Genomic DNA, 20,843 nt, shown 5'->3' with positions numbered 1-20,843 from the left:
TATACTCTCATACGACAAAAAAAGACCCCGTTATCTAGATAAATAGTGCCACCAACACTTTTAGACGGTTTCCTCTAGGAAAGCACTGTCAAAGAGAAATCCTGTTAAAATGTCTATTTTGCTGCTTTTTTAGCTACTAAAAGACGCTGTTTTCCTTGCAATAAGGAACTCGTCTTTTTTGTTAAGAATAAAGAGAGACAGAATAATGACATCTAACTGATCCCCAAAAATTCACTGTCGATGAAGTTAGATTCTTGATAAAATCCGTCCCGACTCTATGGAGACAGACAATCCAATTATCAACTCTAATATTAGTTTTTTTGATTATCAAGGAGGACTTATAGTGCATTTCTCAGAAATGATAGATCGCTTGGCTTTATATGATTTACACAGAAAAAGAAGCAAAGATAAACATTTTTCTGCTGCTTTTACAGCCGATATAGATGATAGAGAAGAATTTTACAGTGCAAATATAGCTGATGTTTCAATTGATTTGAATGGATCAGGAAAAAATTATAAAATTGGAACCTTTGGCTATGAATCTTTAATTCAATCTGGGAATCCTGTTAATGATACTTTAAAAGGGGAGGTTTTTTTAAATGAAAATGATATAGATCAACCCAATGTTATCTTTGTACATGGCTGGCGCATGGATTCGTTCGATAGAATCAAAAAAATATTTCATAATCGTATAATAAACGATTTAGGCTGGAACATGTATTATTATTCTCTTCCATACCATTTTGAAAGGGAACCGGAAAATTCACTGTATAGTGGCGAGTTGATGATTAGTGCAAACATTGATCGTACAATTGAGTCGACAAGACAGTCTATTGTAGATTTACGGGCGTTAATTCACTGGATAAAAGCAAATAAAAAGGGCCCTGTTATCATAGTGGGAGTAAGCTTAGGGGGATGGGTTACTAATCTAATTGCTACCCTAGAATCTCAAATTGATGTAGTGGTATCAATCTTTTATGCCAATCGCCTATCTTATTCAATATGGAACACGATCCCAGGTAAATTTATAAGAGAAGAATTAGAACAAAATGGTGTGACCTATGAAGAGTTAGTAAAATATTGGAATATCACAGTTCCTAGTCAAGCCTTACCGAAAGTTAATAAAGATAACATTCTGCTGATTTCTGCTAAACATGATCAGTATATTGACTTAAAAGATGCCGATTATTTATGGGAAAGTTGGGAGAAGCCCACAAGATATGTCTACAATTGTGGTCATTCCGGTATTGTTCTTTGCCGCAAAAAGCTGGCAAATGATACGCTTTCCTTTATACGAGAAAGAATACATACGGGAAAACCTGGTTCAGTACATTTGTAGACCTTAATAAGAAACGATAGGCCAACTGCTGACTTCAGTTGGCCTTTCCTATTTATAATAAAGAAACAGCATGAGATTTCTGACAGAACAACTATGAGTAATAGTCGTTTTCTTTAATCGCCATTGCCAGTTCTTCAACCTCTCCCCGAATCCCAATCGCAGGCTCCCACGAATCAATCAAACGAATCGCTTTCTGATTAGCTTCCATCGCTTTCGTTTTCTCTCCTTTACGATGCAACAGCTGCGCCATCCCATAATAATAATAAATCAGCTCAACCTGATTCGCGTTATGTTTGTCATAGAGCATCTGCTCAAAAGCTTCTTCCGCTTTCTCAAACAGATCGCATTTCACGTAAGCCACACCTAAATTGAAATAGGCTTCTATCGTTTTTTCGCCCCCATACATAGAACTTATCTGATTTGCCGCTTCGTATAATTGAATGGCTTCTTCATCATGACCTCTCGCAAAGCTTAGATCTCCGCGTACCAGTAGAACTCTGTGTTGAATTGTAGGGGAAATCGGTTGATCTTCGATTTCGTTTAAAATGGCTTCTGCTTTTTCCTGTTGCCTGGCTTTTAAAAACAGCCTTGCTTTGAGTGCGTGTCCCCAAACCTTTAGATCAAGGGCATCTTGAACGTCAGATTGTTCCAGAATCTTCAGGCCGGCTTCTATTTGCAGTAAGGCCCCGTCTAAATCATTGACTTCCATCAGTGCCCAGCCTGCTGTGTCGATTCGGAAGAAGGCTTCTCGTGTGTGTTGGCCTAATTGATGGGCGGCGTCGGCGGCTTTACGTCCGTATTCGATTCGTAAGGGCAGGTTGATTCTGCTTAGAAAATGGCTGATGCGGGTGATGAGTTCAATTAAGATTTCACTTTGTCCGGTTTCGCTTGACCATTTGATCACCTTTAGGATGTTTGGCCATTCTTTTTTGATTTGGTCCAAATTACGTCCCAAGAGACAGCTCCAATAGATAGAGTTTGGCTGTTCCCGCTTTAAGTGGGTCTCTGCATAATGAATATAATAGTGCGCCCAGCGGCTGCGGGCTTCTGTTTCATAATTCTGATTTTCGGACAAGTGCTGTTCTCCGTAAGCGACCACAGTTTGATGCGCTAAGTATTGTGTCCTTCCTTCGCTTCGTTCCGGCTGAATCAGAGCAAAAGACCGCATTTGTTCAACTGCGTAATGAAAACGACGAGCGTCTAATCCGGCCGCTGCCGCCAGGCTTTTTTCATCTGGCGGCTTGCTGAAAAAGCATAGCACCTGCCATAGCTTCCGGGTGTCTTCATTGCATCTGTGCCATGTGCGCCCAAATAGAAAATCAAACAGATCTAATAGTGAGTAGCCTGCTTTTCCGAGCTCATGAATCAGCTGCTGAGCGGGAATGTCATCGTCTGACATATAGGCGATGCTGAGTGCCATGGCTTTCGGGTTTCCGGCTGTCGCTGAAATGAACCCGCTCTTCAGTTCTGGAGATAGTTCCAGCAGCTGCGCGAGCTTTTCTCGTTTAGTTGGATCGTTGCACATTTGCAGGCAGCGATTCACTTCTTGATGAAAATATTCCAGGGCATCTGTTTGTTCAAGTCCGCTCAGCTGGATGGTTACCATTTCACCGAAGCCTTCCCGATAGGTTTGCTTCAAGTTTTCACGTGCTGTGAGGAGGACTTTCACGCCTTGGGGCAGGCTGGTGATAAATTCGTGAATGTCTCTTTCAGCAGTGTCTATGCTGTCCACGATCAGCAGTATCGGTTTTTCTCTGGTGTAATTGGCTAACGCATTGCGGACGACGAATCGTTTTTCATTGATTGATTTATCGATTTGTTCAGCGCGTCCGAGCTGGTATGCAATCGTATTTAAAAAATCGCTAAAGCTTAATCCTTTCCAATCAGCACTGAGCCAGATGATGCTGTTGAATGCCGGCCAATCTGAGGAATCGCCGATACAGGAATAGGCTGCTTCTAGAGCAGTTGTCGTTTTTCCCGTGCCTGCCCATCCGGTAATTAAACAGACGGGTGATGGGGAAAGCATCCATTGCCGTATCGCCTCGATGTCAAATCTTCTTCCTATAAAGTGACCCGACCAGCGTGACGGTAAGTTGTGTGTCAAAGGCATCTGTTCTGTAAGCGCATTCGTTTTATGGTCGAGAATATCGGGAAATAAACGTTTGACTGTTTTTTCAATATCTTGATCAAGCGGTGCTCCGAATGAATTGTCCTGCCGTACTATTTTCGCTTTTTTAAGACATGAGGCCGCCCATACAGGCAGTGCAGGTTTGATTACCGGTATAGTGGTGGTCTCAAGCAGGTCAGTAAACCACTGTATATTCATATCGGTTTTTTCTAGAATGATCCAGATCATTCCGAACAGTTTTCCGTCTTCTATTCTTCCGGGAACATAGTTCACACCCATCTGTCCGATCCAGCTTTTAATCGTGTTTGGGGAAACTCCCAGCTGGTGTGAAATGTTGTCTAAATAAGACTGTCTTGTTTTTTCGTTCTTATTCCTTCTGACTTTATAATCTGGATGAAGTTTTAATGACTTTACGCCAGGTGCCAGCAATTCCGCAAATTGTTTTCGATCTTCAAGTTCAGCCATAAAACCTGCACCTCCTATTAGTACTATTTTATCAATCCTGCTAGTTTTGTATATGAAAAATCAAAAAGTACAGTGCGGCTGTCCTTTTATACAGCATGAAAAGCTGTTGAACATTCTGAAAAGCAGATAAAATGAGGGCAGTGACAGAAAATGCAAAAATGTATGCACTTACATTTCTTGATGAAGCGGCTTAAATGCCGTTAATAGTGTTCATAAAGAAAGGAATTTGCCGTAATGACTCACACAGTACCTAAAACCATGAAAGCAGCTATTATGCATAACACTAGAGAAATCAGAATAGAAACATTGCCTGTGCCGGACATCAGCCAGGATGAAGTGTTGATTAAGGTGATGGCTGTCGGCATCTGCGGATCGGATCTGCATTACTATACAAACGGCAGAATAGGCAATTATGTAGTGGAAAAGCCATTTATCCTCGGACATGAGTGCGCGGGAGAAATCGCGGCTGTCGGCTCGTCTGTTGAACAATTCAAAGTAGGTGACCGCGTCGCTGTTGAGCCGGGTGTCACGTGCGGACGCTGTGAGGCGTGCAAGGAAGGGCGCTATAACCTTTGTCCGGATGTACAGTTTTTGGCCACACCGCCGGTAGACGGCGCGTTTGTACAATATATCAAAATCAGACAGGACTTTGTTTTCTCTATTCCAGATTCACTTTCTTATGAGGATGCTGCCTTGATTGAACCGTTTTCTGTCGGTATCCATGCAGCGGCGAGAACGAAGCTTCAGCCCGGATCAACGATTGCGATTATGGGGATGGGCCCTGTTGGGTTAATGGCTGTTGCGGCAGCTAAAGCATTTGGGGCAAGCACAATTATCGTGACCGACTTAGAGCCGCTGCGGTTAGAAGCTGCGAAAAAAATGGGAGCGACTCATATTATTAATATCCGTGAACAGGACGCGCTTGAAGAGATTAAAACGATCACGAATGATAGAGGCGTTGATGTTGCTTGGGAAACAGCGGGGAATCCAGCAGCATTGCAATCCGCACTGGCTTCTGTGCGCCGGGGCGGGAAACTGGCGATTGTTGGTTTGCCTTCTCAGAACGAGATCCCGCTTAATGTGCCGTTTATTGCGGACAATGAGATTGATATTTACGGGATCTTCCGTTATGCCAACACGTATCCGAAGGGAATCGAATTTCTCGCTTCAGGCATTGTCGACACGAAGCATCTTGTAACGGACCAATATTCGCTGGAACAGACACAAGAGGCGATGGAGCGGGCGCTTCAATTTAAGAATGAATGTTTAAAAGTGATGGTTTATCCGAATAGCTGAGTGAACAGGGAGAATCTCGTATTCTCCCTCTTATTTACTGGATTTGTACTCAATAATGAAAACGGATTCTTGGGGTGGGAAAGATGATCGAAACAGAAAAAGCAACGGTAATGAAGGCGAAACATCAAACAAAATCCAGTGCCGGTTTGTCCTGGCTTGAACGAATCGGATACGGCTTTGGTGATATGTCGTATAATATTGTGTTTCAATTTGTAAACGCATACCTGCTGTTTTATTATACGGACATCGGCGGCATACAGCCTGCGGTCATCGCCACATTATTTCTTGTTGTGCGGGTGCTGGATGCTATTTTTGACCCGATTATGGGGGTTATCTTAGATAAAACAAACACAAGGTGGGGAAAGGCAAGGCCTTATCTGCTGTGGGTTGCATTTCCTTTCGCATTATTTACTGTCCTGTGTTTCACCACGCCTCACTTTGGAGCAACGGGAAACATCGTATATGCGTATATTACCTATATTCTGCTCGGCATGTCCTTTAGTATGCAAACGATTCCAGTGAACAGCTTAACGGGCCGGATTACGAATTCTGTAAAAGAAAGAACGGTATTAACAACGACTCGTATGATCTTGGTTTATGTTGGAATCCTTCTATCCATCTCCTGTGCAACACCGCTTGCAGCAGCTTTGGGAGGAGAGAACCAGGCATTTGGGTTTCAAATGACAGCTCTCGTCTATGCCATTGTTAGCATCGCTTTGAACCTCTTTAGTTTCTTTACTGTGCGTGAGCGGATTGCGCCTAAGAAAACAAAGAAACAGGGAATGAAAAAGACGTTATCTGTTTTGTTTCAAAACAAACCTTTGCTGATTCTAACGTCATCATTTTTAGCATTTGCAATCGGGTTTAATATTAAAATCAGTACAATGGTGTACTACTTTACGTATAACGTGAATCATAAGGAACAGGTGTTCTTTGGAACCGTTTTATTTTTTGGCGCAGCCCTCATCAGTAACTTGTTTATTCCATACTTTTCTGAGAAGTGGGGCAGGAAAAATGTGATGGTCATATCGGCTGCTTTGTCACTGATCTCGTATGCAGGTCTGCATTTTACGGCGTATTCTTCGGTGACGCTCATTTTCATCTGGCTATTTGCTTCAGGGTTCTTTACAACCCCTTTAAATACGCTTGCTTGGGGAATGGTTGCCGATTGTGTTGATTATGCGGAATGGAAGACAGGGGTTCGTGCCGACGGAGTGGTGATTTCCAGCATGAGTTTTATCAATAAGTTAGGTGTTGCACTGGCCGGTTCGTTTTCTGCCATCTATTTAGGAATCGCAGGATATGTGGCGAATACTGATCAAACCGTGACGTCACTGAATGCGATTAAACATATGAATGCCTTAATTCCGGGACTATTTATTTTACTCTCTATCATCATCATAGCCTTTTATCCTTTAACTGAAAAAAGATATAAACAGATCATCACCGAGCTTGAGAAGAAATCCAGGTAAATGAATATATTTAATATTTCTAATATTCGATGTAAAAGGTTGTATTTATGACTGAAAGTAATATACTGAGACTGTAATCTAGAATATGTAAAAAGAGTGTGATAACATGCGAAGTCAGTCTGTTGTTTGTATTGGGGAGTTATTGATCGATTTCTTTTGTACCGATGTGGACGTTGATTTAAAGAAAGGGCGTCAATTTTTAAAAAGTGCCGGGGGCGCCCCAGCAAATGTGTCAGCGGCGATTGCCAAGCTGGGAGGGGACGCTGCTTTCGCAGGAAAAGTAGGGAAGGATCCCTTTGGGTATTTTCTGAAGCAAACGTTAGATGCTGTTCATGTGGATACCTCTATGCTGGTGATGGATGAGAAAGCACCTACAACGCTTGCTTTTGTTTCATTAAAGAATAATGGAGAGCGCGATTTTGTTTTCAATAGAGGCGCGGATGCTCTGTTTACGATCGAAGATGTCGATCAGGATAAAATGAATCAAGCGAAAATCCTTCATTTTGGCTCAGCGACGGCATTGTTATCTGATCCATTTTGTACAGCCTATTTACGGCTTATGACCATTGCGAAGGATAAAGGGCAATTTCTTTCATTTGATCCTAACTATCGAGGGGATTTATGGAAGGGAAGAGTCTCTGAGTTTGTTAGTGCTGCAAAAAGAGCCATTGCTTTAAGTGATTTTGTTAAGGTGAGTGACGAGGAGCTGGAGATCATCACTGGTGCGAAGGATCATGAAGAGGGCGTCAATATTCTCCATGGTATCGGAGCCGAGATGGTTGCCGTGACCCTTGGGAAAAACGGAACATTGCTGTCTAATGGCAAGGAACATGAAATCATTCCGAGTATTCCTGTCACTTCGATTGATTCTACAGGAGCGGGAGACGCTTTTGTCGGAGCGGCTTTGTTCAAATTAGCTGGTACAGATAAGATTCAATCGGTAGAAACTGATTTTGAGCAGCTGCGTGATATCGTGTCTTTTGCCAATAAGGTGGGCGCTCTTGTCTGCACTAAAATTGGAGCGATTGATGCACTGCCGCGTATGGAAGAGATTGAAGCTTCTTTATCTTTGTAATAAAAATAGAGGATGTTTCTTAAAAGTCTTTTTGACTTTTGGGAGGCATCCTCTTTTTTACCCCTTACTCTTGTGCAGGCCACTTACGCGCACCCGCTTGAACAATGCCCAAAAGCAATTGCCGCCGTTCTTTTAAAGATTTGACCGCTGTTCGAAATGTTTGTTCTGATAGGGTCGGTATGCCGCAATCTCTTAGCTTCAAGAGGTTGGGCTCCGGCGGTTCTTGTTCAGCCGGATGGATATATGCTGTATGAACGGTGTCTAAGTAGTTTTTGACACTTGAGCGCGCTTCTTTTATGTGCAGCTGATTCGGAAGGTACTGCTTTGGAATGCCATACGTCAAAATGGTTAACGCTTCATCCAATACAGTGACTGCAATGACGGAAGATTCCTCGCGCTGTGTGCTATGGTAAAAATGAAGAATGGGGAAGGCGTTATGCTGAGCGGTCAGCTTTCCCAGCTCTGAAGAAAATGTGACGAGAAGCAAATCCATGTCGTGAAAATGTCTTCCGTTCCACGCAGTTTGGACAATCGCTGTTCCGTTATGCCCAAGACTCAGTACACTCTGGGCGAATGAGCGCTTTTGATTAACCGCACTCAAGACAGAAATCAAATACGTGACAGAAAAAGTAATCGTAAGCAGACCTTCAGCTGTAGCACCGACTGTCACAAGCTTCCAAAGGGCACCGTTCGGTGTAAGGTCGCCATTTCCTAATGTAAACATCACATATCCAGAAAAATAAGCCCGGTCTGACCAGGAGGCTGGTTCTTTACTTTGAGTAACTACGAGAGAGTGAGGATCACTTGAGAAGATAAAAGTCCAGCCGCTCCAAAATAAACCGATCCACACCAATAATGTCATGCATAACAGCAGCGGCCCTGCCGTACTGAGAACCTTTGCGTGATCTCCGCTGATCTTACGGAAGCCTTTCCACAGCCATGCAGACAAACATCTTGTGATCGGACCGGCTCCGCTCTCAAGCCATAATGTTGTCCATATAAAATCAATCATCCCCGCTGCCAACAATAAAATTCCTGCAAAGATATAAATCTCATTCAATTTTATTGCCTCCTCCTATTCAATAAGAGCCAGCCATTTAGCCATCTTTATTTTCCTCTTCTATTTCCTTTTGTCTTGAATCTGAAACAAACATTTGAATGTTTGAGCAGCGAATTATGCAGAGAAGATTTGTATAGGGGGAGTTACCCAACACTTACTCATTTTGATGAAGACAGAAATGAAACAGAAGTTCAGAGATAATACATACTGATTCCACATTTCCGGCAAGAAAAAAGTTCAATTTCCCCTTGAAGTGGTCATTTTACTGACATGAAGTTAAGGAATTTTCAGAAATTTATATTGACTGAAAGCGTTTTTGAAATTATGATAATATCAGAAGTGACAAATATATCACTATAAAATTACTATAACAACACTAAAAAGTGACTATAAGATGACAATTAATTAAGTCAGACATCAAAAATATACCCATTGTTGTTTAGTAATAAATGAAATCGCTTCCAAATCAATTGACTTCATCACATGCTGAAAAGAAGGGAAGGTTATGAAGCCAGTGAAAAAAGACATTTTGAACTTTTTTCTGCGGCCTGCTCACGGCATTTGAGGAAGGCGGCACCCTAGAATACGTTTTTGAAATACGCAGTGACCGATTTTGAAAAAGACTGGGGGAAACGGTATGAATACAAAAGGCAGTCAAATGTCATTTTTACGCACAATTATTTTAGTTTCGACTTTCGGCGGGCTTCTCTTCGGTTATGATACCGGGGTATTAAATGGAGCTTTACCATATATGGGTGAGCCTGATCAGCTTAATCTCAATGCTTTCACAGAGGGGCTCGTCACCAGTTCTCTTCTTTTTGGAGCTGCACTTGGAGCTGTGCTTGGCGGAAGAATGTCTGATTTTAACGGACGCCGTAAAAATATTCTTTTCCTCGCCATTATATTTTTTATCTCAACGATTGGGTGTACACTGGCTCCAAACGTAACAATCATGATCATCTCCCGTTTTGTGCTTGGAATTGCCGTCGGGGGCGCATCAGTCACGGTGCCTGCTTATTTAGCGGAAATGTCACCTGTGGAAAGCAGAGGACGGATGGTGACCCAGAATGAATTAATGATTGTATCCGGACAGCTGTTGGCCTTTGTTTTTAATGCCATCCTCGGGACGACAATGGGAGACAGCTCCAATGTATGGAGATTTATGCTCGTGATAGCGTCTCTTCCGGCCGTATTCCTGTTCTTTGGAATGATCAGAATGCCTGAGAGTCCTCGCTGGCTTGTTTCAAAAGGAAGGAATGAAGATGCTTTAGGGGTTTTGAAGAAAATCAGGGACGAAAAACGCGCTGCTTCTGAGCTGGCTGAAATTGAATCCGCTTTCAAAAGAGAGGATAAGCTTGAGAAAGCTACGTTTAAAGATCTTGCAGTGCCGTGGGTGCGCCGAATTGTATTCATAGGAATCGGAATTGCGATTGTACAGCAAATTACGGGTGTAAACTCCATCATGTATTATGGCACTGAAATTTTAAGAGATTCCGGATTTCAAACGGAAGCAGCGCTGATCGGGAATATTGCCAATGGTGTGATCTCCGTCCTGGCCACGTTCGTTGGAATTTGGCTGCTCGGTAAAGTCGGTCGCCGGCCGATGCTGATTACAGGGCTGATCGGAACGACAACGGCATTGCTGCTGATCGGGATATTTTCACTTGTGCTGGAAGGATCGCCTGCGCTTCCATATGTGGTTCTGTCATTAACGGTTTCGTTCCTGGCGTTTCAGCAGGGTGCGATTTCACCAGTGACATGGCTGATGCTTTCAGAAATTTTCCCGCTGCGCCTTCGCGGTCTGGGAATGGGTGTTACGGTATTCTGCTTGTGGATGGTCAATTTCGCAGTCAGTCTGACTTTCCCTATTTTGATGGCAGGCATTGGGTTATCAACAACGTTCTTCATCTTCGTTGCGCTGGGAATTTGCTCGATTCTGTTTGTGAACAAGTTTTTACCGGAAACAAAAGGTCTTTCGCTTGAGCAGCTTGAGGAAAGCTTCCGTGCTCATGATCGCAGTGAGGTTAAAGAAGAGTCCGGCGCTGAAGTGATTGGCTAAGTGGAATAAAAAGAATCCGCACTTGAATGCGGATTCTTTTTTTGTATGTTTAGTTTGGTCTGACAAGAATTTTCACTTGGTTTTTCTCTTTGATCAGAGCTCCGAAGCCTTCTTCGATTAAATCGTCTAAGACAATCTTTTTCGTAACGAGTTTATCGGCTGAGAAATAGCCTTCTTTCATTAATGACAATACAGCTGGGAATACGTCACGGTACCCGATGATTCCTTTCACTGTACGCTCTTTGATTACGATATCGTTCGGATGAATTTCAGCGCCTTTTTCCCAGATGCTGACGATCACTGTCTCACCGGCGATTGTTGTAGATTGGATCGCTTGGCGCAAAACGACTGGAACCCCGGTTACTTCAAAGGCTACGTCAACGCCGCCTCCTGTAAGGTCTGCGATATGTGCCACTACATCGTCTGTTTTGGACGGATCCACAATAATGGCGCCGAGCTCCTCAGCTTTTTGCTGGCGCTCAGGTGAGAGCTCAACAGCATAAATTTCAGTAGCACCCGCAGCTTTCAGCGCTTCAATGACAAGAAGTCCGATCGGGCCGCAGCCGAATACAGCCGCTTTGTCACCGGCTTTGATTTTGCTTGAGCGGACAGCGTATAAAGCGACCGCAGAAGGTTCAACGAGTGCGCCTTGTTCATATGATAATTCCTCAGGAAGTTTGAATAACAGCTCTTCATCTACAGAAACGTATTCAGAGAATCCGCCGCCGCCTCCGGCTAAGCCGAGGAATCCCATTTGTTCATCAAGGTTGTACGCACCCTGATGTCCGTGTGTTGCAAAAATCGGTTCCACAACGACTCGGTCTCCGACTTTATAGTTTTCAACGCCTTCCCCGACTTCAACAACTTCACCGGAGAATTCATGCCCCATTGTGACAGGTGCTGTTTCTTTTGTTAAAGGATGGGGTTTGTCCACCGGGATAAAGATCGGGCCTCCTAAATACTCGTGTAAATCACTGCCGCAGATGCCGCACCATTTGACTTTGATCTTGACTTTTCCCGGTTCCGCTTTTGGCTCTTCAATATTTTCAATACGGATATCCTTTTGGTTATGCCATCTAGCTGCCTTCATGGATTACCACTCCTATATCTTTTGATATGAGTAATTCCGCACCGATCAATATGAACTGTTCACAAAATCGCCATTTTTTAAAACCAAAAAAAGATAAAACTTATATATAATATAATCTACGTTTTTTGAAATAAGAAACTTTGAAGAAAAAAGAGTCTCGCACACTCTTTTTTCTTTATGATGAGAGAGTATGATTGGTTTACATAACTATGAATTTGGCTTGAACAATACGGTAATGGTTCGTTCATATTGAATGCGACAACTACTCTATCAACAATTATAACGCTAATGCTGCAATTATAATAGGATAATCTTCCATGGTTTATTTTAGCAGAGGGGATTTTTTCGACTTTGTAACATTACTGTAAGGATATTGAAATAAAAAATCCCTGGTTGATCGTGTATAATTTTTCCTAGATGTTAACAAACAGGGGGACGAAATGTTGAAGAAAGTCATTTTAGCCGCTTTTATCTTAGTAGGAAGTACTTTGGGAGCTTTCAGTTTTTCAGCAGATGCCAGTGCAAAACATGTGAACGGAAATATTACTTGGTATAACGGAGTTGGGAAAAAAGGCTCTTCAGGTAAAAAACTTGGACATTGGGACTGTGCGACAAAGATCGGATTTGACGTACCTAGAAATGGGACAAAAATCAGAGCTTATGCTAAAGCGAAGCCTAAAAAGGTGATTACGGTTTATAAAAATGATGTTGGCAGAATGCCTCATGCAGTGCTGGATGTAAGCCCTAAAGCGTTTAAAGCGCTGGGATACCCATTAAGCAAAGGAAAAGTAGCGGGACATTACAGCTATTAATACATAGTTTAAATCTGTAAAGCAAGAAGTCGCATTCTTGCTTTTTCTATTGGTGGAGATAAGAGATGAAAAAAGGAATCGTTTTATTGGCAATCGTCGTTGTTTTGGCGGCAGCTGCGGGTTTTATGTTTTATTCTTTTAAAGATAAAGGCAGTGAGAGTGCCGCCGATGTTTCCGTGAACACGGAGAACAGTGAGAAGCTTCTGGTTTCGATTACCGATACCGATCTTCTGACGAAGTATTATGAAAATGATAAGGTGATCCACGAGGCGAAGCTGACCAGCTATCCGGCATTTGCCTTGGACCAAGAGCAGCAGGCGCTCTATTATACAAGCAATAACGATCAAAATGAGATGAGGCTTTTTAAGCTTGATCTTAAATCTGATAAGAAAACTATGCTTTATAAAGGTCCGGAAAGCGCGGACAGCTTGTTTTTATCAAAGGATCGCTCAAAAATCTATTTTCGTTTAGGGAAAGCGGACGAAAGCAATTTTCGTATCGCATCCTTTGATTTGAAAACGAAGAAGTATAAAAACCTGTATCCTGCCGCTAATGACCAGGATGACAGCGTCAGCAGCTTCTTTTATAACCAAAAAACAGATTCATTTGCATTGCTTCATTATTCTGTAGAAGAAGATTACAAAAAAACGGATGAAGCCAATGAGAAGGGAATCGATCCTGAACCGACAAAGATTCATTTTTCGGCCGGTAATGAAAGCGGCCTTCATGAGCTTAAGAGCCTGGAGCAGTTTATCAGTGATATTGCTGTTTCTGATGACGATAAACGTATTCTGTTTACGTCATATACACAAAAAGGAACGGAGCAAACGGCTTCTATTCAAATGCTGAATGCAGACACGAAAACCTATGAAAAAATCATTTCAAACCAGAAAACATTTAAGCTGTTAATTGACGCGCAGCCGCAGTTCTCCAAGGACGGAAAGAAGATTTATTTCCTTGCCGAAGCCAAGGGGGCTAAAAAGCTGAAGGACGAAACAGGGCGTGAAGCCAAGGTTCGGACAATTTATTCTTATGACCTTGATACGAAGACGTTCAAAAAAGTATGGGAAAATCCGAATGGCATCATCAACAGCTTTTCTGTCATCAACTGAAAAAATCACTCAGCAAATGCTGAGTGATTTTTTTAATGGACGAGGTGCAGGGCAAATGATCCGAGCCATTTAAAGAAACGGATGATCGGTATTGACCAATTCATAAGTTCCGCACATGAGTTAATAGCCAAATTCAACTTTTTGACTGAAGCTCGTTTCTTCAGGTCAGCCTGCTGTTGGTTTTTGATCACATCATCATCCCTAATATCCATATTATACCATAATAGAAAGTGAAAAAGCCCGAAACGTTTGCAGTTTTGGGCTTCATTATCTCGGCCTCTCGTCAAATCGGGAGGCCGTGCTATTGGATATAAAATTCGTATCTCTGATCGAGGATTGTTTGCTGATAGAGACTGCTTTTAAAAAAGGGAAGAGCTAACTTGTTTTCGTTTGGCTGTTGTTTTGGAGATTCACTAATGAACGGATGCCGTCGACCATTTTACTTCCGCACAAAGGGCACAATGGCGTGTCACTGCTGGCGAAGTTTTTTCTGGTCCAGCCGTTGCAGTCTTCTTTTGTGCATTCCCAAGTACTCACATCTTCCTTTGGCAGCGGTTCTTGATTTCGTTTGTTATAGTAAGACATAAAGTCACTTCTTCCCTCATGTATTTTACTGCACATTTCTTATTGTCTCATACTTTGCCCTAATCTCCTAATTCCTTTTTCTTTATGACTTTCCAATCTGCTCATCTAAAAAGGACAGGAGCGTGCTGTTAAAAGCATCCGGTTCTTCTAAAAACGGACAATGGCTGCTCCTAGAAAATGTAACGAGCTTTGCGTTTGGAATATGTTCACGCAGGTGTTCTCCGGCTTCTATTGAGAAAAATTTGCGGTCTTCTCCGAAGCATAACAATGTCGGCACATGAACGTTTTGAATGGTTTCGCGATAATCAGCTGCCGTTTGATTAAATAAAATCGTACTTGAAATGGCTGCTGGCTGTTTCAGAATTTCGGCAAGCATCCATTCTGTTTCTGTTGATGCTGGCGGCTCTGCGAACATATTATTGATGAAGCTTTTGTAGAATGAAAGCGGCTCAGTTTGAATAGCGTGCATCGCTGTTTTCAAGCCGTCAAAGTCAAACGGGCCGTGTCCCCAGCCGTCCCATTGGTAGTCAGAAGCTGATTGATCGACGATAACAGCGGCTCGTATGTTATCATTCCCAAATTGATTGATATAATCCCATACCACGAAAGCGCCCATTGACCAGCCAACAAGGACGGCAGGATCAAGCTCCATCGCACACATAAATTCCTTGATATCACGGGCGTATTGGGAAATGGTGTGTCCATGAAGAACTTTGTCGGATTCGCCGTGCCCTCTAAGGTCGAGACGAATACATTGATAATTGGCAGATAGCGCTGAAAGTTGTTTGTAGAAAAATTGTCCGCTCATAAGCACGCCGTGTATAAATAGGATCGGTGTCCCGCTCCCGTGAGTTTCGTAGTATAGGCGGGTCTGATCTTCTAATGTGATATATGGCATGTTTTCTCCTCCTTTAGTTTCCGTCATGTGAATGAATGGCTGATGAACTGATGATCACAGCTGTCGCGGCTGCCTGCTGTGCTTGGATGGCCGTTTCAATTGCTGTGTATAGGCCTGATTCCATCAGCAGATTTTTCTCCATATACTCGCTGAGATATAAGCTGACAGCAATTTTGAAGTTCATATCCTTTTCCCATTTAAATGCTTTTTCTTGGTTCAGCTCATGAGTGATGCCTAAAACGGTTTTGATGTCCGGCTCTTCCAAGAATGTGAGAAGGGCAAGATCGGGATAATGAAAATCTTTTGGCTTTTTATGAGATTCAGTAATGGATTGAAAGATCAGTTTGCATTGGGAAACAAGGGTTTCAGGGTCTTTTTCACTTTGCAGGGCAAGAATATGACTGACGTGTTGTAAGTATTGGCCTTTTTTAAAGCCGTTAGCGGACAGCAGCTGATAACATGTTTCTGCCTTGTTCAGCGCCCGCAAACCATTTTCGTTTTGGGCGAGCAATACGGCAAGCGGAACATTTTGAGTTGAAGTGAGGAAATAGTGATTTTTCTTCATCTGCTGATAAACAGAGAGCCCCATGTTCATCTGTTCTCTTTGGTTTATCGTTTCGGTCTTGCCGGTGAGCATGATCAGAGCGGAAAGGTACGTGAAAATATCCCGTTTATATCCAAGCTTCACCATTTGGCTGTACACATCGATGAAAGTAAGAAACGCTTGCTTCGCCTCATGCTGAAAATGAATATCCAGAATTGAAGCGACAGTAAAGCGGTGGTGAGAATTGAGTGTTGAGAAGCTGCCGATGTTTGATTTTATATAGCTGCTTAAATCATAAAAGCGCTGAAAATCAAAATCTCTTTTATTCACAATATATGCAGAGGAGATGAGCATTAATATCTGATTATGAGCAACTTTCCACCTTAATTTTGATTTTAATTCGTCATAAATTGAAATGTGTTGATTTGTTTTATTTTTAAGATCGTTTGTCAGCATAAAAAGCCGCTCCTTTCTTCGCTGTTTCTAAGTTATACGATTTGTGGAAGAAAAAAGTTTCATAGATAAAAAAACCTGCCTGCAGCAGGCAAGTTTTTTGGGCCTTATTTATGGGGGTCAATCACATCCATCGGTCTCATCATGTCATAGTCTTCATGCTCAAGAATGTGGCAATGCCATACGTACCGCCCAGTGTATGGCCCGAATGTTACGGCGATTCTCAGGACTTCACCGGCGTGGGACTGAACCGTGTCTTTCCAGCCTTTTTCACTTGGTGGCGGCGGAACGGCGGGTCCGGTGTAGGCCAGTTCTCCGCGCTCTTCAAAACGGGCTGTATCAAATGGGCGCCGGTCCAATACACGGAAGGAGACCAAATGAAGATGGATGGGATGTGTTCCGCGTGTCGGATTGATGATCGACCATATTTCGGTAGAACCGGCTTTCGGTGCTTCAGTGACAGGATCGTGCCAGCGTTTGTTGTTAAGAAGAAGGACGGGTCTGCCGTATTGGTCTTGAGTGCCTGCCAGCTTCAATGTTCGGAGGTTTTGTATTCTTTCGTGCTGTACCGAAGGGTAAGATGCCAGGTATTTTGGCTTTCTGCTTTCGTCTTTTTGGGCTAACGGTTTTGTGACTCTGAATTGCATGATGTTTGCGTCTGTTTCCGGATTAACGTCGCCGCCGCAGCCCTCGCTGTTTGCTAAAATAATCGATTGTCCTTCAAACGCGGCGAAGTCAATGAGGATATCAAAGCGCTCAGCTGGCGCGATACTGAAAGAGTTTAGCTTGACGGAGCGCGGCAAAAGTCCGCCGTCAGAACCGATCTGGATAAATTCTCCGCCATTATCAAGTGACAGGTTATATGTTCTCGTATTAGAGGCATTGATGACGCGGAAGCGGTATTTTCTCGGTTCGACCTCCATGTATGGCCATGCCTTCCCGTTGACGAGAATTGTATCTCCGCAAAAGGCTGGAACGATTGACGGATTTGGCAGTGACGGTGAAGGGTTTTCCGGTCCGCTCGGATAAAATAAAGAGCCATCTTCATTAATCGTACGGTCCGTGATCAAAAGCGGCACATCGTATTCACCTGATGGGAGCTTTAGACGTTTTTCCTTTGGTTCATGGATGATATAAGCACCGATGAGCCCGGCATACACATTCAGCCTCGTGAGCGCCATAGCATGATCGTGATACCATAAAATAGCTCCGCGCTGCTGATTTGGATAATGGTAAACCTCTCGTTTAAAATAAGGGCCTGTTTGTTCAAAGTCTTTAGAAAACCAGGCCTCAGGATAACCGTCGCTGTCATCTGGAGTGACGCCGCCGTGTAAATGAACGACGGTTTTCACCTCGGGTTCGGCATGCTGGCTGTCACTGTGATGAATGGTGTGATCAATCGGAAGAAAATGCTCTGAAGGAAGGTTATTCATCCATTTCACATAAACGTTTTCATTTCTTTTGGCCTTAATGGTGGGACCGGGGAATAAACCGTTATAGCCCCACAAGCGGGTTGGAGGGAGATCGCGGTGAAGCTGATGGTAGCATTCCTCCATGGTTACTTCGTAGTATGTGCTATCTTTTGACTGCTGTACCGGCTTTAGTGTATCTGGGATTGGGAGAGCATCCGCAAATTTTTCAAGTGTCATTTTCATCTGTCCTTATCTAAATATTCCCTAATTGGTACTATAGTTAATGACATTAAGGACGTGAAGGTGACAAAAAAATCCTGCCGTTAAGGCAGGATATCGGGCTGCTGCTGAGTGACCGGTTTGGCTGATGCTTTTTCAGTCACCTTGCGTTTTCTGAACACAAGATAAGAAAGCAATACAATGCCTGTGATAAAGCCTGTCAGCAGCAGTTCATCTCTCATAGATTCAATAAATGCCATGGATACTAAAATACCGCAGATGGCAATAATGGTCAGGTAGGTTAAGAACGGGAAGAACCACATCTTGATTTTCAATGCTTCCGGGTTTGTTTTTTCGAGGCTTTTTCTCATTCTCAGCTGGGAAACAGCGATAACAAGATAAACGAGCAGGGCGATTGCGCCTGATGAGTTGACTAAAAATAAAAAGACGGTGTCAGGTGAAAAGTAATTCATTACGACCGCGATATAAGAGAAAAATGTTCCGGCGACAATTGCTTGTACGGGAACTCCTTTTTTGCTCAGTTTCATAAAGCGGCGCGGCGCTTCGTTTCTTTCTGCGAGTGAATACAGCATTCTGGATGTGGTGTACAAACCTGAATTCAGGCAAGAAAGTACAGCTGTGAGGACGATAAAGTTCATAATTTGCGCGGCTGCCGGCACTCCAATATGTTCGAGAACAGCGACGAAAGGGCTTTCTAAAATATTCGCTGAGTTCCAAGGCAGAAGCGCAACGACAACGGCGATTGAACCAACGTAAAAGACAATGATGCGCCATACAACGGATCGAGTCGCTTTGGTTACGGATTGGACCGGGTTTGATGTTTCACCGGCAGCAATCGCAACAATTTCCGTTCCCATAAAGGAGAAGATCACGACAACAATTCCGAGTAATACAGAGCCTATGCCTTCCGGGAAAAATCCGCCTTGGCCCGTGATATTTGCGAAACCGACTGGATCACTGCCTGGGGCGAAGCCAAAAATAAATGCAAAACCAACGATTAAGAATGCGATGATTGTAACAACTTTAATGAGGGAGAACCAATATTCAAACTCACCAAATGATTTAACAGAGTAGATGTTTGTCAGTGTGAGTAAAATCGTCAAAATTAAGCTCGTCATCCACAGCGGAATATCGTGGAACCAGTATTGGATAATGCCTGCTCCCGCGATTGCTTCAATAGCGATAACAATAACCCAGAAAAACCAGTAGAGCCAGCCGATTGCAAATCCTGCCCACGGTCCGATAGCGTCATGAGCGTATTGGGAGAATGATCCGCTTGTCGGATTTACAGCCGACATTTCACCAAGCATTCGCATGATAAAGATGACCAATAATCCGGCTAATGCATAAGAGACAATGGCACCGGGCCCGGTCGAGTGAATGACTGAACCGCTGCCAACAAATAATCCGGCTCCGATGACGCCGGCGATAGAAATCATCGTCATATGTCGGGTCTTTAATTCTTTTTTTAATCCTGATTGAGACTGGTTCATATGTTACCTCCTTGAAAATTAGAGTTGTTACTGAATATTATGATAATTGAAACTGTAACATAAATATACATTTTGTCGAAAATTTATGTCAGAAAATATAACAGTTTATTTCAAATTTGTAGGGTTTTGTTTGCTGTTTTGGGAGTGAATATGTTCGAAATAAAAGAAAAAATTTTCCGTCAATTACCCGTTTTTTTGATTTGTTATATTTTTGAAAAAGTGTTGGATGGCTAGAAGTATTGGCATCATTGGATTTGAAACACTTTTTACAAATGAAAATAATTTGCATTGAGTAAAAATTGTTCTATCGTCACTATTTTTCTGTGGTGAGTGAATCATGTTTCTATAGACCCACTGCGGGTCAGCTTTGTATCATAATGATAGGAAAACATGAGCGGAGAGGAGGTTTTTTATGGAGAGATATGATGAACTGAAAAAGGGAGAATCCGGGGCGCTGGTCAGTATTGCCGCGTATCTTGTGCTGTCCGCGATTAAGCTGATCATCGGCTATGTATTTCACTCGGAAGCTCTTACGGCAGACGGGCTAAATAACACAACAGACATTATTGCTTCTGTTGCTGTGCTGATCGGTCTCCGCATCTCTCAAAAGCCTCCTGACGAAGATCATCCATACGGCCACTTTCGGGCGGAAACAATTGCATCACTTATCGCATCGTTTATTATGATGGTTGTCGGCCTGCAAGTGCTTTTCAGCGCCGGTGAATCTATTTTTTCTGTGAAAGAAGAAACACCGGATATGATTGCGGCTTGGACGGCTGCAGGCGGGGCAGTCATGATGCTGATTGTCTATCAGTACAACAAAAGGCTTGCCAAAAAGGTGAACAGCCAAGCGCTGCTTGCGGCGGCGGCTGATAATAAATCGGACGCATTCGTCAGTGTCGGCACGTTTATCGGTATTTTGGCCGCGCAATTCCATCTTGCATGGATTGATACGGTGACTGCATTTGTCATCGGCCTTCTCATTTGCAAAACGGCATGGGATATTTTTAAGGAATCATCGCATTCATTGACTGATGGCTTTGACGTAAAGGACATGTCCGATTATAAACAGACGATCGAAAAAATCTCCGGTGTCAGCCGGTTAAAAGACATCAAGGCGAGATATTTGGGCAGCTCTGTGCACGTAGATGTAGTGGTTGAAGTGTCATCAGAGTTAAATATTACAGAAAGCCATGATATTGCGAATGAAATTGAGCGGAGAATGAAGGAGGAGCATGCGATTGATTATTCGCATGTTCATATGGAGCCTTTGCAAAACAAATAACTGGGTAATGAGAGCTTCCTGTCAT

Annotated in this window: 17 protein-coding genes and 1 pseudogene; 9 read left to right on the top strand and 9 right to left on the bottom strand. The window is 43.0% G+C overall.

The genetic code is table 11. The annotated features are described in order from the left end of the window. Nucleotides 1-178: 178 nt before the first annotated feature. Together ACQVGS_RS18830 and ACQVGS_RS18825 are read left to right on the top strand one after the other, a co-directional pair. Nucleotides 179-505 (top strand): annotated as a pseudogene (locus ACQVGS_RS18830) (hypothetical protein); the annotation flags it as partial. Between the two features lie 144 nt (nucleotides 506-649). After that, nucleotides 650-1,339: an alpha/beta hydrolase gene (locus ACQVGS_RS18825; protein ID WP_302329783.1), complete on the top strand. Its 690-nt coding sequence runs from the start codon at nucleotides 650-652 to the stop codon at nucleotides 1,337-1,339. A 91-nt stretch (nucleotides 1,340-1,430) separates the two neighbouring features. Here ACQVGS_RS18825 and ACQVGS_RS18820 read toward each other — a convergent pair whose 3' ends face one another. Next, nucleotides 1,431-3,932 (bottom strand): NB-ARC domain-containing protein, encoded by a 2,502-nt coding sequence (locus ACQVGS_RS18820; RefSeq protein WP_254518080.1) that lies wholly within the window; start codon nucleotides 3,930-3,932, stop codon nucleotides 1,431-1,433. 234 nt (nucleotides 3,933-4,166) lie between these two features. On the opposite strand from ACQVGS_RS18820, the gene gutB reads away from it, so the two are divergent. From gutB to ACQVGS_RS18805, 3 genes are all read left to right on the top strand, one after another. Next, nucleotides 4,167-5,228 (top strand): sorbitol dehydrogenase, encoded by a 1,062-nt coding sequence (gene gutB, locus ACQVGS_RS18815; RefSeq protein ID WP_106022472.1) that lies wholly within the window; start codon nucleotides 4,167-4,169, stop codon nucleotides 5,226-5,228. A gap of 83 nt (nucleotides 5,229-5,311) precedes the next feature. Next, nucleotides 5,312-6,700, top strand: a complete 1,389-nt coding sequence (locus ACQVGS_RS18810) for a glycoside-pentoside-hexuronide (GPH):cation symporter (RefSeq protein ID WP_491830369.1) — start codon at nucleotides 5,312-5,314, stop codon at nucleotides 6,698-6,700. 106 nt (nucleotides 6,701-6,806) lie between these two features. Beyond that, complete coding sequence (locus ACQVGS_RS18805; protein ID WP_326230351.1) at nucleotides 6,807-7,775, top strand: carbohydrate kinase family protein; 969 nt, start codon at nucleotides 6,807-6,809, stop codon at nucleotides 7,773-7,775. Between the two features lie 64 nt (nucleotides 7,776-7,839). Here ACQVGS_RS18805 and ACQVGS_RS18800 read toward each other — a convergent pair whose 3' ends face one another. After that, nucleotides 7,840-8,835, bottom strand: coding sequence for a potassium channel family protein (locus ACQVGS_RS18800; protein WP_095714320.1), 996 nt, complete (start codon nucleotides 8,833-8,835; stop codon nucleotides 7,840-7,842). 637 nt (nucleotides 8,836-9,472) lie between these two features. Between ACQVGS_RS18800 and ACQVGS_RS18795 the strand changes: the two genes are divergently transcribed. Continuing rightward, on the top strand, nucleotides 9,473-10,894 hold the full coding sequence (locus ACQVGS_RS18795; protein WP_095714321.1) for a sugar porter family MFS transporter: 1,422 nt from the start codon (nucleotides 9,473-9,475) through the stop codon (nucleotides 10,892-10,894). Nucleotides 10,895-10,943: 49 nt separating this feature from the next. Here ACQVGS_RS18795 and bdhA read toward each other — a convergent pair whose 3' ends face one another. Beyond that, the gene (gene bdhA, locus ACQVGS_RS18790; RefSeq protein ID WP_024120423.1) at nucleotides 10,944-11,984 is read right to left on the bottom strand and encodes a (R,R)-butanediol dehydrogenase; all 1,041 of its coding nucleotides are present in this window, start codon (nucleotides 11,982-11,984) and stop codon (nucleotides 10,944-10,946) included. 440 nt (nucleotides 11,985-12,424) lie between these two features. On the opposite strand from bdhA, the gene walM reads away from it, so the two are divergent. Further along, entirely contained in the window at nucleotides 12,425-12,796 is a 372-nt protein-coding gene (gene walM / locus ACQVGS_RS18785) for a cell wall metabolism protein WalM (RefSeq protein ID WP_081638245.1), read from the top strand. 65 nt (nucleotides 12,797-12,861) lie between these two features. Continuing rightward, a complete protein-coding gene (locus ACQVGS_RS18780; RefSeq protein WP_101861365.1) occupies nucleotides 12,862-13,908 on the top strand; it encodes a PD40 domain-containing protein in 1,047 nt (348 codons plus the stop codon). Nucleotides 13,909-13,940: 32 nt separating this feature from the next. Here ACQVGS_RS18780 and ACQVGS_RS18775 read toward each other — a convergent pair whose 3' ends face one another. The 6 genes from ACQVGS_RS18775 to gabP all read right to left on the bottom strand — a co-directional run bounded on the left by ACQVGS_RS18775 (nucleotide 13,941) and on the right by gabP (nucleotide 19,533). After that, complete coding sequence (locus ACQVGS_RS18775; RefSeq protein WP_038954158.1) at nucleotides 13,941-14,099, bottom strand: hypothetical protein; 159 nt, start codon at nucleotides 14,097-14,099, stop codon at nucleotides 13,941-13,943. Between the two features lie 184 nt (nucleotides 14,100-14,283). Next, nucleotides 14,284-14,493: a cold-shock protein gene (locus ACQVGS_RS18770; protein ID WP_003234008.1), complete on the bottom strand. Its 210-nt coding sequence runs from the start codon at nucleotides 14,491-14,493 to the stop codon at nucleotides 14,284-14,286. Between the two features lie 82 nt (nucleotides 14,494-14,575). Continuing rightward, nucleotides 14,576-15,391 carry an alpha/beta fold hydrolase gene (locus tag ACQVGS_RS18765; RefSeq protein WP_106022476.1) on the bottom strand — a complete coding sequence of 272 codons (816 nt, stop codon included), beginning with the start codon at nucleotides 15,389-15,391 and terminating at the stop codon, nucleotides 14,576-14,578. A 13-nt stretch (nucleotides 15,392-15,404) separates the two neighbouring features. After that, nucleotides 15,405-16,391: a DUF4003 family protein gene (locus tag ACQVGS_RS18760; protein ID WP_106021505.1), complete on the bottom strand. Its 987-nt coding sequence runs from the start codon at nucleotides 16,389-16,391 to the stop codon at nucleotides 15,405-15,407. A 104-nt stretch (nucleotides 16,392-16,495) separates the two neighbouring features. Continuing rightward, on the bottom strand, nucleotides 16,496-18,037 hold the full coding sequence (cotA, locus tag ACQVGS_RS18755; RefSeq protein WP_095714325.1) for an outer spore coat copper-dependent laccase CotA: 1,542 nt from the start codon (nucleotides 18,035-18,037) through the stop codon (nucleotides 16,496-16,498). 86 nt (nucleotides 18,038-18,123) lie between these two features. Continuing rightward, on the bottom strand, nucleotides 18,124-19,533 hold the full coding sequence (gabP, locus tag ACQVGS_RS18750) for a GABA permease (RefSeq protein WP_059293380.1): 1,410 nt from the start codon (nucleotides 19,531-19,533) through the stop codon (nucleotides 18,124-18,126). 412 nt (nucleotides 19,534-19,945) lie between these two features. On the opposite strand from gabP, the gene mneS reads away from it, so the two are divergent. Continuing rightward, entirely contained in the window at nucleotides 19,946-20,818 is an 873-nt protein-coding gene (gene mneS, locus ACQVGS_RS18745; RefSeq protein ID WP_024120430.1) for a manganese transporter MneS, read from the top strand. Nucleotides 20,819-20,843: the final 25 nt, after the last annotated feature.

The organism is Bacillus sp. SD127, assembly GCF_058566445.1.
The sequence above is the reverse complement of the archived record's forward strand: the minus strand, read 5'-3'. Positions and strand labels throughout refer to the sequence as shown.